This window comes from Shinella fusca (genome assembly GCF_014203155.1).
Classification (GTDB): Bacteria; Pseudomonadota; Alphaproteobacteria; order Rhizobiales; family Rhizobiaceae; genus Shinella; species Shinella fusca.
Genome location: NZ_JACHIK010000004.1, coordinates 70,418 through 82,075 on the forward strand (window position 1 = coordinate 70,418; position 11,658 = coordinate 82,075).

General features: G+C 67.2%; 11 protein-coding genes. All 11 read right to left on the bottom strand.

Annotated elements, in window-relative coordinates:
- Window positions 1-35 precede the first annotated feature (35 nt).
- Complete coding sequence (locus HNQ66_RS07375) at window positions 36-1,085, bottom strand: AbrB family transcriptional regulator (protein WP_184142409.1); 1,050 nt, start codon at window positions 1,083-1,085, stop codon at window positions 36-38.
- Window positions 1,086-1,090: 5 nt separating this feature from the next.
- Window positions 1,091-1,513, bottom strand: a complete 423-nt coding sequence (locus tag HNQ66_RS07380) for a cupin domain-containing protein (protein ID WP_184142411.1) — start codon at window positions 1,511-1,513, stop codon at window positions 1,091-1,093.
- A gap of 27 nt (window positions 1,514-1,540) precedes the next feature.
- Window positions 1,541-2,911 (bottom strand): NAD-dependent succinate-semialdehyde dehydrogenase, encoded by a 1,371-nt coding sequence (locus HNQ66_RS07385; protein ID WP_184142413.1) that lies wholly within the window; start codon window positions 2,909-2,911, stop codon window positions 1,541-1,543.
- A complete protein-coding gene (locus HNQ66_RS07390; RefSeq protein WP_184142415.1) occupies window positions 2,908-3,750 on the bottom strand; it encodes a TIM barrel protein in 843 nt (280 codons plus the stop codon). The genes HNQ66_RS07385 and HNQ66_RS07390 overlap by 4 nt, the downstream gene beginning before the upstream one ends.
- A gap of 15 nt (window positions 3,751-3,765) precedes the next feature.
- Window positions 3,766-4,404, bottom strand: a complete 639-nt coding sequence (gene otnC, locus HNQ66_RS07395; protein ID WP_184142417.1) for a 3-oxo-tetronate 4-phosphate decarboxylase — start codon at window positions 4,402-4,404, stop codon at window positions 3,766-3,768.
- Window positions 4,401-5,672, bottom strand: coding sequence for a 3-oxo-tetronate kinase (gene otnK / locus HNQ66_RS07400; protein WP_184142419.1), 1,272 nt, complete (start codon window positions 5,670-5,672; stop codon window positions 4,401-4,403). The genes otnC and otnK overlap by 4 nt, the downstream gene beginning before the upstream one ends.
- A 24-nt stretch (window positions 5,673-5,696) precedes the next feature.
- On the bottom strand, window positions 5,697-6,362 hold the full coding sequence (locus tag HNQ66_RS07405; RefSeq protein ID WP_184142421.1) for an aspartate/glutamate racemase family protein: 666 nt from the start codon (window positions 6,360-6,362) through the stop codon (window positions 5,697-5,699).
- A gap of 57 nt (window positions 6,363-6,419) precedes the next feature.
- Entirely contained in the window at window positions 6,420-7,496 is a 1,077-nt protein-coding gene (locus HNQ66_RS07410) for an ABC transporter ATP-binding protein (RefSeq protein ID WP_184142423.1), read from the bottom strand.
- Window positions 7,489-9,249 (bottom strand): ABC transporter permease, encoded by a 1,761-nt coding sequence (locus HNQ66_RS07415; RefSeq protein ID WP_184142426.1) that lies wholly within the window; start codon window positions 9,247-9,249, stop codon window positions 7,489-7,491. The genes HNQ66_RS07410 and HNQ66_RS07415 overlap by 8 nt, the downstream gene beginning before the upstream one ends.
- A 63-nt stretch (window positions 9,250-9,312) precedes the next feature.
- Window positions 9,313-10,419 carry an ABC transporter substrate-binding protein gene (locus tag HNQ66_RS07420; RefSeq protein ID WP_184142430.1) on the bottom strand — a complete coding sequence of 369 codons (1,107 nt, stop codon included), beginning with the start codon at window positions 10,417-10,419 and terminating at the stop codon, window positions 9,313-9,315.
- A 125-nt stretch (window positions 10,420-10,544) separates the two neighbouring features.
- Window positions 10,545-11,639, bottom strand: coding sequence for an isocitrate/isopropylmalate dehydrogenase family protein (locus tag HNQ66_RS07425; protein ID WP_184142434.1), 1,095 nt, complete (start codon window positions 11,637-11,639; stop codon window positions 10,545-10,547).
- Window positions 11,640-11,658: the final 19 nt, after the last annotated feature.

The following is an 11,658-nucleotide window of genomic DNA, read 5'->3' on the forward strand; positions in this document are numbered from 1 at the left end:
ACGCCGGCCGGCAAAGTTCAATCCTCGGCTTCGGCTCAGGTCTCCCGCACCCGCATCAGCCGGAAGACCGCGGCCGCGCCGGCGACCACGGTAAGCACGCGCACGAGATGATGCACCACAACGAAAGGCACTTCCACATCGAGGAAGAGCGCGATGAGGCTCATCTCGGCGACGCCGCCGGGCGAATAGGCGAGCACATAGGCAATGAACCTGTCGCCGCCGGCCAGCGACAGGAGCGAGGAGAACAGGAGCGTCGACAGCAGCATGAGGACCGTCGCGCCCGCTGAAAGCACCATGGCCCGCAGCACCATGCGCGGCGAGGCGCCGGCAAAGCGGCAGCCGATCGTCGCGCCGATCACCACCTGCGCGACGGCAAGGGCCGCCGCCGGGAGCTCGAAATCCGTCACGCCGGCAAGATGAAGCGCGGCGCTGACCAGCATCGGCCCCAGGAGGAAGCGGGCCGGCAGCCTGAGGAGCACCCCGAGCACGGCGCCGCCGGCCACGGCTCCGAGGAACCAGGCGGCATCGTCCATCGAAACCGCGGCTGTGCCTGCCGAAACAACGCCGGAGCGGTCGATGTCGAGGCCGGTGAAGGTCTCGATCAGGAAAGGAAGCGTCAGGACCACGAGGAAGATCCGCGCGGCATGGATGAGCGCGATCATGCGCTCGTCGCCGCCTTTTTCCGAGCCGAGCGTGATCATCTCGACGAGGCCGCCGGGCATGGCGGAGAAATAGGCGGTCACCGGATCGAGCCCGGCGATGCGCCGGAAATAGGTGAAAGCCAGCCAGCCGGTGAGCGCGATGAAGACGACGAGGCCGAGGAGCGAGACGATCCAGGCCCCGGCATGGCTGAAGACCTGCGGCGAGAAGGACGTTCCGAGCATGGCGCCGATCACCGCCGTCATCGGCGGGCGGGCATGCCGGGGAAGCGACACGGGAACATGCAGGAAGGTGCAGAGCGCCGTCGCCAGCATCGCGCCGAGCAGCCAGGCGAGCGGCATGTGCACCAGCCACATCAGCAAGCCGCCCGCAGCGGCGATGGCGAGCGTCAGCGCGAACCGCCCCGCCGACCGGGCCGTCGTCATCCGCCTCACGGATGCGCGCCCTTCGACGCCCCCTCATGCTCGGCATCGATGGAGCGCTCCTCGCCGGTGGCGATCATGGTGCGCGTCGCATCGATGGAGGCATAGACCCAGAAGATGCGCATCGGCCTGTCGGTGGGGTTGATGAAGCGGTGCGGCACGTTCGCCGGGATCCACGTTGTGTCGTTCGTGCCGAGACGGTGCTGCACCCCGTCGATCTCGGCGATGGCCTCGCCCTCGATGACCATCACGCTCTCTTCGCAATTGTGCTTGTGGAGGCCGATGGCGGCGCCCGGATCGAAGGCGGTGATGCCGTTGATCATGCTGGTGGAGCCGCATTTGCGGGTGACGAGCGGCGTGGTGCGGGCGCCGTTGCCGCGGTCGTTCGTCGTCAGTTCCCCCGGGCGGAGGATGGCGGGCTGCGCTGTCATGGTCTTTCCTCGCTTTCCGGGCGGGCCTCAGCGGGCCGGGCCGACCCATACCGTCTTGATGTTCACGAATTCGCGGATGCCGTAGACGCCGAGCTCGCGGCCGTAGCCCGAGCGCTTGATGCCGCCGAAGGGATAGCGCGGATCGGAGGCGACCATGCCGTTGATGAAGACGGCGCCCGCCTCGATCTGGCGCGCAAGCCCGTGGGCGCGGCCGGTATCCCGCGTCCAGAGCGCCGCGCCGAGGCCGAATTCCGTCTGGTTGGCAAGCGTCACCGCCTCCGCAGCGTCCTTCACGCGGATGATCGCGGCGACCGGGCCGAAGGTCTCCTCGCAGAAGGCGGCCATGTCCGGCGTCACGTTGTCGAGCACGGTCGGCGGATAGTAGAAGCCGGCGCCGCCGAGCGGCTTTCCGCCGGCCTTCAGCGTGGCGCCTGCCGCAAGCGTGCGCTCGACCTGCCCGTGCAGGCCGGTCATCAGGTTCTCGCGGGCCATCGGGCCGATATCGGTGTCGCGCTCCATCGGATCGCCGATCTTCAGCGCCGCCACGCCTTCGAGGAAGAGGTCGACGAAGCGGTCGGCGACGGCCTCCTCGACGATGAAGCGCTTGGCGTTGACGCAGGACTGGCCGACATTGACGTAGCGGGCCTTGACCGCGACCTTCGCCGCCGCCTCGAGGTCGGCATCGGCCAGCACGATGAAGGGATCGGAACCGCCGAGTTCGAGCACCTGTTTCTTCAGCGCCTTGCCCGCCTGCGCGGCCACGATGGCGCCGACCTCCGTCGACCCGGTCAGCGTGACGGCGGCGATGCGCTCGTCGGCGATGATGCCGGCGACCTTCGACGGCTCGATCAGGAGCGCGGCGAAAAGGCCCTCGGGGCAGCCCGCCTCCTTCATGACCTCCTCGATGGCGAGCGCGCATTGCGGAACGTTGTTGGCATGCTTCAGGATCGCGCCGTTGCCCGCGGCGAGCGCCGGCGCGGCAAAGCGGAAGAACTGCCAGAACGGATAGTTCCACGGCATGATCGCCAGCACGACGCCGAGCGGATCGAAGACCACAAGGCTCTCGCTGGCATTGGAGGCGACGGGCTCGTCCGCCAGGAATTTTGCGGCGTTTTCGGCGTAGAAGTCGCAGTTATAGGCGCATTTCTCGATCTCGGCCTCCGCCTCGGCGATCGGCTTTCCCATCTCGCGGGTGATCATTGCCGCATAGCGGGCCTTGCCGGCGCGCAGCACGCGGGCCATCGCGGTCAGCAGACTGCAGCGCCCGGCGACCGGCACCTTCCTCCAGGCGGCCTGCGCCGCCTTCGCCGCGCCGAGCGCGCGGTCGACATGGGCATCGTCGTGCAGCGCATGGCGTGCAAGCTCCCGGCCGTCGGCCGGATTGATGGAAACGATCATGCTCTTCTCCTGGTGTAGTCCTGCTGCGCACACCAGGCCTGCAGGAAGCCGAGGCTTCCCGCGGTGGCGGCGGACGAGGGAACGAATTCGAAGCCGATGGCGCCATCGAAACCCTGCGCGTCGAGCGCGGCGAGGACGGCCGTGAAATCGATGGCGCCGGTGCCCGGCTCGTGGCGTCCGGGATGATCGGCGATATGGACATGCCCCAGCCGGTAGCCGTTTGCTGCGATCCAGGCGGCCGGGTCGACGCCGGATGCAGCCGCATGGAACGTGTCGAGCAGCAGGGAAACGTTGCCGGGGCCGAAGACATCCTGCACCCGGCAGGCCGCTTCCAGCGTGGAAAGCGCGTAGCCGGGAACGGCCGCCGCGCTGATGGCCTCGATGAGGATCTTCACCGGCGTCCCGGCCGTCCGTTCGACGGCATGATGCAGGTTGGCGAGATAGACGCCCTCGGCCTCGCGCGCATCCTCCGGGCGCGGAATGCCGGCCATCGGATGCAGGTAGGGCACGCCGGCCGCGACGGCGAAATCGAGCGCCCTGTCGAACGCCGCCCGGAACTCTTCCTGCCTGCCGGGAAGGGCGGCAAGCCCCTTCTCGCCTTTTGCCGCGTCTGCGAATGCGAAGGGCATCTGCGCAAGGCGCAGGCCGTGCGCCGCCAGCAGGCCGGCGAGCACCACCGGGTCGAGGGTATCGTCGTGAGGATGCTCGACGGCATCGAACCCGGCGGCGGCGGCCGCGGCGAAACGCTCGGCAAAGGGCAGTTCCCGGAAGAGATAGCCGATATGCGCGGAAAAGGAATTGCGCTTCCCGTGCCTGCCGTCCAGCCTCGCCGTCCGCATGGGTCTCTCCTTCGATCAATAGCCGCCGAAGACGGCGTTCAGTTCGGCGACGTTCTCCGCCGTCAGCAGGCGCTTCGGCGCATCGCGCAGCAGGACCAGCAGCTTTGCGGTCTCCTCCAGTTCCTCGGCGGCATAGACCGCCGAGGCGATGTCCCAGCCGCTGACGACCGGGCCGTGATTGGCAAGCAACACGGCGGCATGGCGGCCGCCGAGCGCCCGGATCATGTCACCCATCCGCTCGTCGCCCGGCTTGACGTAAGGCAGCAGCTTCACCTTGCCGACGCGCATGACGACATAGGGCGTCAGCGGCGGGACGCAGTCGTCCGGATCGGTATCGGCAAGGCACGACAGCGCCGTCGCGAAGGTCGAATGCAGATGGACCACCGCGCCCGCCTGCGGCCGCGTCTCGTAGAAGGCCCGGTGCAGGAAGACTTCCTTGGAGGGCTTGTCGCCCGACACATGGTTGCCGGCGCGGTCGAGCTTGGAGATGCGGGCCGGGTCGAGAAAGCCGAGGCACGAATTCGTCGGCGTCATCAGGATCCCGTCCTCGACTGCGGCGCTGATATTGCCGGCCGAGCCGACCGAGAAGCCGCGGTCGAACAGCGATTTCGACAGGCGGGCGATCTCCTCGCGCAGCTTGTTTTCCGCGCTCATCGTCCAGCCAGCCTTTCCAGCGCCTTGGCGAAGAAATCGGGGGCGCCGAAATTGCCGGACTTCAGCGCAAGCGCCACGGGCCTTTCCCCGCCGGAGAGGAGCACCGGCACGCCCGGATCGATCTCCGCCCCGATGGCGAGCGCGCCGAGATCGAGCGCCGAGACCACCGCGCCGGAGGTTTCCCCGCCGGCAACGACCAGCCGCCGGATACCGGCCGCAACCAGCATGCAGGCCGTCTCGGCAAAGAGGGCATCGAGCGACGCGGCGACGCGCTCGCGCCCGAACCGCACCTGCAGGGCCTCCACCTCCTCCGGCGTTCCCGAGGAATAGGCAAGCGGCGCCCTGCCCCCGTTTGTGAGAAGGAAGGACGCCACGTCCGTGGCGCGCACCGTTCCCGCGACGACGCCGGCAACGTCGATGGCGAGCGTCGGATGATCCCGGCGATGGATCTCGACCTGTTGCCGCGTCGCGCCGGAGCAGCTTCCGGCAAGAATGGCCTCCGGCCCGTCGAGGCCGGCGGCATTCGCGCCCGTGCCGCCCGCAAGGCCGCTCTCGATGAAGTTCGCGGCAAGGCCGATCGCGATGCTCGAGCCGCCGGTGACGAGAGGATGCCCGGCCGCCGCACGGCCGATGGCGGTAAGGTCCCCGTCCGTGATCGCATCGACGATGACGAGCGTGCGGCCCTTAGCGCCGTTCTCCCGCAGGGCCGCCTCGATTGCGACGGGGCCGCGCTGGACGGTCGCCATATCGACATGGCCGACCTCGGTTTGCGTCTGGAGGCGCAGCCAGCGGCGGATATCCGCATCCGTCATCGGGTTCAGCGGATGGTTCTCAAGGCCGGATTCATCGAGGAGCCGGTCCTTCACGAAAAGATGGCCCTGGTAGACCGTCCGGCCGGCACCCGGAAAGGCCGGGCAGGCAATCACGCCCCTGACGCCGAGCGCCTCCGCCAGCGCTTCGGCGACCGGGCCGATATTGCCGGCCGGCGTGGAATCAAAGGTCGAGCAATATTTGAAGACGACCTGCCGGCAGCCCTGGTCCAGCAGCCAGCGAAGCGCGGCAAGCGATTGCTCGACGGCAAGTGCCGCAGCGATGGACCGGCTCTTCAGCGCGATAACGCCGGCCTCGACGGCCGGATCGGCCTCCACCTTCGGAATGCCGAGATATTGCACGGTGCGAAGACCGTCCCCGCCGGTGAGCCCCTTGGCGAGCGTGTTGGCGATGTCGCTCGCCCCGGTGAAGTCGTCCGCAATGACGCCTAGCAGCATTGAATGGTCACTCCCGAAAGAAGGTCAGGCCGCGCCGAGAAGGCGCTTCAGCTTGTCGATGGCCGCGCCCGGGCTCGACAGGACGGGGATGTCCGTCACCGCCCTGACGGCCGGCACCGCGCGCGCGGTGGAGAAATGGGCAAGGGCGATGCTGTCGAAGCCCCCGAGCCGGGCGGCGGCTTCGGCGACAAGCCGGTTGTGCGTTTCGGCGTCGCCGGCGCGCACCGCATCGATGGCGCCCGCGACAAGGACGCTCTCGATGACCGCGGCCGGGTCGATCCGCGCCGCCTCCTCCCGGAATTCCGCCTCCATCCCCTCGCGTGCCGGCGGGAAGGTGTAGAGCATCGCCGTCCGCCCGCCCTTGCGGATCGCCGCCTCGAACATCGCCTCGTTCGGCTTCAGAACCGGGATGTCGAGGGTCGCCGCCGCCGCCTCGATCGCCCGACCGAAGGCCGAGCAGGTGAAGAGCACGGCATCGCTGCCGATCTGCTTGCCGTAGTGCGCGAGCGCCGCGATCCGGGCGGCCAGCGCCTCGGTGATGTCGGCGCTCTTCGCCCGGTCGGGCGAAAGGCTGTCTTCGAGCAGGTTGACGACATCCGCATCCGGCCAGGCATCCGCAAAGGCCAGCCTGATCGGCTCCATGGCGATCGGCGTCGCATGGATGAGGGTTATCCGGGGCTGTTTCGACATGTCAGTACCCTTGAAAGGGGCGACCGCCGGGAGGAGCGGCGGCCGCCGGCGGCGGCTCTAGTGCTGGCCTGCCGAGAACACCCAGACGCTTTCCGAAGGAATGCGCGCCCAGACCGTGCCGGTCGAAAGCTGCCGGGCGCCATGGGCCCTGGCGACGAAATCGCCGCGGCTGAGGCGATATTCCCAGCGGTCGCCGAGATAGATGCTGTCGTCGAGGGTCATCTCCAGCCCGCCGGCTTCCGGCCGATCGCTGACGCTGATCTGCTCGACGCGGATCACCGCCCGCGCATCCTCGGAGGCGGCAAGGCCAGCGGCCTCGCGCACCGTGCCGTCGAGGCTCCAGTTGTCGCCGCCGATGACGGTGCGGCTGCCATCGACGGACCTGACCTTCGCCCTGACGATGTTGTTCGCCCCGAGGAAATCGGCCGAATAGAAGCTGTTCGGGTTGGAGTAGATCTCCTGCGGCCCGCCCTGCTGGACGATCCGGCCGTCCTGCAGGAGAAGGATGTTGTCGGCGGCGGCGAGCGCCTCGCTCTGGTCGTGCGTCACGAGGATGGCGCAGATTTCGAGGTCGAGGATCAGCTTGCGGATCCAGTAGCGCGCCTCCTCGCGCAGCTTCGCGTCGAGGTTGGACAGCGGCTCGTCGAGGAGGAGGACGCGCGGCTCGTAGACGAGCGCGCGGCAGATCGCGACGCGCTGCTGCTGGCCGCCGGAAAGCTGCGAGGGGAAGCGGTCTGCAAGGTGGCCGAGGCCCATGCGCTCCAGGATCGCCTGCACGCGCTTTTCGATGTCGGCGGCCGTGACGCCGCGCAGCTTGAGGCCGTAGCCGACATTCTCCTTCACCGTCCGGTGCGGCCAGAGCGCGTAGGACTGGAAGACGAGGCCGATATTGCGCTGCTCGGGCGGCAGCGCGATCTTCTTCGCGCCGTCGAGCACCGTCTTGCCGCCGATGACGATCTCGCCGATTTCCGGCTGTTCGAGGCCGGCGACGCAGCGCAGCAGCGTGGTCTTGCCGCTGCCCGAGGCGCCGAGCAGGGCGACGATGGAACCGCGCTCCGCGGTGAAGGACGCCCCTTTCAGTATCTGAAGACCGCCCAGCCACTTCTGGACATTGCTGACGACGAGTTCAGTCATGGATTTTTGCTCCCAAACGGAGGGCGAGTGCGAGGCCTGCGCCCGTCAAGACGATGCTGATGAGGGAAAGGGCGGCAATCGTGTTCATGGCGCCGGTCTGCAGCAGCGAGACCATAAGCGAGCCGATGACTTCCGTGCCCGCGCCCATGAGGTAGACGCCCGTGGCGTATTCGCGCAGGAAGATGATCATGATCAGCGCCCAGGCGCCGGCAAGGCCGGGCCGGATGATCGGGATCACCACGTCCTTCCAGGTGCGCCCGATGGTGGCGCCCGTGGTGCGGGCGGATTCCTCCAGTTCCGGCGCCACCTGGATGAGCGTGCCCTGGAGAAGCCGGAGACCGTAGGAAAGGCCGACGACGAGATAGGCGACGAAGAGGCTGACCAGCGTCGGGCGCAGCGGCGTGAGCAACGGCACGAAGAGGAACACCCAGAAGAAGGCAAGGCCGACGACGAGGCCCGGAAGGGCTCGCGGCAGGAGGACGATATAGTCCAGCACCGTGTTCGACAGGCCCCAGTTGCGGTGCCCGGCAAGGCCGACCATCAGGTAGATGGCAACCGCCGCGGCCCCGCCGACGACGGACAGGAGCACGGTGTTGACGATGCCGCGCACCAGACTCGGCACTTCGAGCATCCGGTCGAAATTCGTGAAGGTGAGCTGGTCGAGAAGATTGACGCCCTCGCCCCAGGCATCGACGAACGCCCGGACCGCGATGCCGCCGATGGGCAGGGCGACCGAGACGAAGAGCCAGAAGCCGATGATGGAAAGCGCGATGACCTGGCCGCTCGTGCCGAGCTTCAGCGTCGCCACGCGCGCCCCCTTGCCGCCCATCGCGGCGTATTTGCGGGCGTTGCGCAGCAGCTTGCGCTGCATCCAGACGAGCGGCAGCGTGATGAGGATGAGCACCACGGCGACGACGGCCATGAGCTGGTAGGTCGGCGTGCCGAACAGCGTGGTGAGCTTGTAGATATAGGTGGTGAGCACCATGATGCCGTTCGGATCGCCGAGCACCAGCGGAATGCCGAAGGTCTCGAAGCCGAGCAGGATGTTGAGGGCGGCGGCGAAGATGAGCGCCGGCAGCACCATGGGCAGCGTCACGTCGCGCGAGACCTGCCAGATGGAGGCGCCGGTGGTGCGCGCGGCTTCCTCGAGATCCGACGGCAGGTTGCGCATGGCCGCCGAGACGTAGAGATAGACGTGCGGCACATGGCTGAGGCCGGCGATCAGGATCATGCCGGGCAGGCTGTAGATGTTCCACGGCACGAAGCCGACGAGGCCGCGGATGAAGAGCGAGACGAAACCCGTCGGGCCGACCGAGACCGTGTAGCCGAAGGCGAGCACGATGGAGGAGATGAACATCGGCACCAGCACGAGGATTTCGAGCAGGCGCTTGCCCTTGATGTCCGTGCGCGTGATCAGGAAGGCGAGCAGGCCGCCGAGCGGCACCGAAATGGCCACCATGCCGAAGGAGAAGATCGCCGTCGTGCCGAGCGCGCGGTAGAAGTTCTTGTCGGTGAAGACGTACTGGTACGCATCGAAGCCGAACTTTGCGCGGGGGCTGAAGAACGCTGCCGTCAGGAAGCTCTGGTAGACGATGAGGCCGACGGGGGCGAGCACGGCGAGCGCGAGCAGGCCGATGACGATGCGCCGGTAGGCGCCGGCATTGCCGTGCCGCGGCATCTTCGCCGGATACTTCTTTTCGGCCGCCGCCTTGCTGAGCGCAATGGCAGCCGGTGCTTGGGTGTGGGTAGACATTCTTGCCTCTCGCAAACGGTGGCGGGATCGCGGCGCCGCGGGGACGCCGCGACCGGCTGGACATCAGCGGCCGAGGGCGGCTTTCCAATCGTTGAGGAACTGGACGCGCTTCATCTGGTCCATGTATTCCAGAACGCCCTCATCGACCGCGATCGGCTTCAGGCCGCCGCCGACGCGCTCGTTCAGCGTCTTGACGTTGAGACCGGCGGTCACGTCCTCGCGCACGGACGGCAGGCCGCCTTCGGCGAGAAGCGACTGGCCTTCCTTCGACAGCATGAAGTCGACGAAGAGCTTGGCGGCGTTGGGGTGCGGCGCGTCCTTGGTGATCAGCGCGAGGCGCGAGAAGGCCGGCGTGTAGTCGGTGGCGAAGTGGACGCCGAGGTTCGGGCTTTCCTTCACCCAGTCGAGCGCATAGGAGCCGATGATGTTGATGGCAATGACGTTCTCGCCCGAGACCACCGTTTCCTTCATGCCGCCGGAGCTGGAATAGATCTTCGCGCCGTCATCGCCCATGGCCTTCGCCAGATCCCAGAAGTCGGAACGGTTGCGGGCGTCGTTCGAGTGATGCAGGAAGCCCGAGCCGCTCTTTTCCGGGTCGAAGGTCGCGACCTTGCCCTGAAGCTCGGCCTTGTTGTCCTTCAGGAAGGCGATCATGTCGGCATAGGTCTTCGGAAGCTTGTCCTCGGACAGCGCCTTGGTGTTGTAGATCACGCCGATCGGCTCGACGGTCGTGGCATAGAGCGTGTCCTTGTAGTTCGCCCAGGCCGGCAGGTTGGCGATTTCGGGCGAGGCGTATTCGCTCGCATAGCCGTCCTGGACCAGCGTCATCTGCAGGTCCATGGCCGAGCTCCAGACGACGTCGGCCGTGGTCTGGCCGGCGGCGGCTTCCGAGATCACCTGGTTATAGGCGCCGTTCGTGCCGAGGTCGTTGTAGGCGATGGAAACGCCGTATTTCTTGGTGAAGGCATCCTGCAGCCTCTGCGACTGCGCGGCGTCCGTCGAGGTATAGATGGAAACGGTGCCCTCCTTCTTGGCCGCCGCGATCAGGTCGGCATAGCCGTCCGGATAGCCGGCGGGAGCCTCCTGTGCGAAGGCCTGAGCCGCGAAGGTCGTCATGATCGCGGTGGTGACCGCAAAGGCCATCGAGCGGCCGGAAACATGCTTGTTCATCTTCTCATCTCCCAAAATGTGCCCGGCTCCAAAGCTCCTCCGGGCGGTTCCGCGAGGGCCACTCCTGCCCTCGCGCCTCCATGCCTGTACTTTGGCTTTTATTGTTCCAAAGTACAAACCATTCATCAGGCGCTGGCGCGCTCGCGTGCGCCGTCGCCGCTGCGCACGGCCTTCGCGACGAGCGAGCCGAACGCATCCGTATTGGTGGTGCCGCCGAGGTCGCGCGTGCGCGTGGCGGGGTTGGCCAGAACCTCGTCCACCGCCCGCTCGATCTCCGCCCCGGCCGCCTCGAACTGCGGCAAGCCACGCTGCTCGCCGAGCCAGCTCAACATCATCGCCGCCGACAGGATCAGCGACGTCGGGTTGGCGATGTTGCGGTTCTCGATGTCCGGCGCAGAACCGTGCTGCGCCTGGGCGCAGACGAGGCCGGTCTCGGCATTGGCGTTGATCGAGCCGGCAAGGCCGAGACTGCCGGAAAGCTCGCTGGCAAGGTCCGACAGGATGTCGGAGTAGAAGTTCGTCGCCACGATCACGTCGAAGCGGGACGGGTCGCGCACCAGATGGGCGGCCATCGCATCGATGATGAATTCGTTGAGCGTGACGTCGGGGAATTCGGCGGCGACCTTGCGCACTTCCTGCAGGAACAGGCCGTCCGTCAGGATGAAATTGTTGGCCTTGTGGACCGCCGTCACCTTCCTGCCGCGCTTCATGGCGAGCAGGAAGGCCTGCCGCGCGATGCGTTCGCAGGCCGATGCCGTGATCTTGCGCACGGAGAGCGCGACGTCCGGCGTCGGCATGAATTCGCCCGTGCCGGCATACATGTTGCGGTCGGGATAGAAGCCTTCCGTCGCCTCGCGCATGATGACGAGGTCCATCGTCTTGGCATCGTTGAGGAACGGGCGCGAGCGCGCCGGACGGACGTTCGCGTAGAGGTCGAGCTTCACGCGGAAGCCGGCGGAGACGTTCACGCCGCCCTTGTCGCGGGCGGGGTAATCCATGTGGGACTGCGGCCCGAGGATGATGCCGTCGAAGGTGCGGGCCCGCTCGATCGTCTCGTCGCGCAGCGTCGTGCCGAACTTTGCAAGGCTCGTGAAGCCGGTGTCCTCGAAATGGTATTCGAGGCCCAGACCGAAGGCCGCATCCGCGGCTTTCAGAACCTCCATGGTTGCCGCGGTGATCTCCGGGCCGATCCCGTCACACGGCGTCACGAATATTTTCATCAGATAATCTCCCATGAGG

What these genes read in the sequence shown, in the direction of transcription:
- HNQ66_RS07375 (WP_184142409.1), bottom strand. Translation starts at nt 1,085, where the DNA reads ATGACGACGGCCCGGTCGGCGGGGCGGTTCGCGCTGACGCTCGCCATC.
- HNQ66_RS07380 (WP_184142411.1), bottom strand. Translation starts at nt 1,513, where the DNA reads ATGACAGCGCAGCCCGCCATCCTCCGCCCGGGGGAACTGACGACGAAC.
- HNQ66_RS07385 (WP_184142413.1), bottom strand. Translation starts at nt 2,911, where the DNA reads ATGATCGTTTCCATCAATCCGGCCGACGGCCGGGAGCTTGCACGCCAT.
- HNQ66_RS07390 (WP_184142415.1), bottom strand. Translation starts at nt 3,750, where the DNA reads ATGCGGACGGCGAGGCTGGACGGCAGGCACGGGAAGCGCAATTCCTTT.
- otnC (WP_184142417.1), bottom strand. Translation starts at nt 4,404, where the DNA reads ATGAGCGCGGAAAACAAGCTGCGCGAGGAGATCGCCCGCCTGTCGAAA.
- otnK (WP_184142419.1), bottom strand. Translation starts at nt 5,672, where the DNA reads ATGCTGCTAGGCGTCATTGCGGACGACTTCACCGGGGCGAGCGACATC.
- HNQ66_RS07405 (WP_184142421.1), bottom strand. Translation starts at nt 6,362, where the DNA reads ATGTCGAAACAGCCCCGGATAACCCTCATCCATGCGACGCCGATCGCC.
- HNQ66_RS07410 (WP_184142423.1), bottom strand. Translation starts at nt 7,496, where the DNA reads ATGACTGAACTCGTCGTCAGCAATGTCCAGAAGTGGCTGGGCGGTCTT.
- HNQ66_RS07415 (WP_184142426.1), bottom strand. Translation starts at nt 9,249, where the DNA reads ATGTCTACCCACACCCAAGCACCGGCTGCCATTGCGCTCAGCAAGGCG.
- HNQ66_RS07420 (WP_184142430.1), bottom strand. Translation starts at nt 10,419, where the DNA reads ATGAACAAGCATGTTTCCGGCCGCTCGATGGCCTTTGCGGTCACCACC.
- HNQ66_RS07425 (WP_184142434.1), bottom strand. Translation starts at nt 11,639, where the DNA reads ATGAAAATATTCGTGACGCCGTGTGACGGGATCGGCCCGGAGATCACC.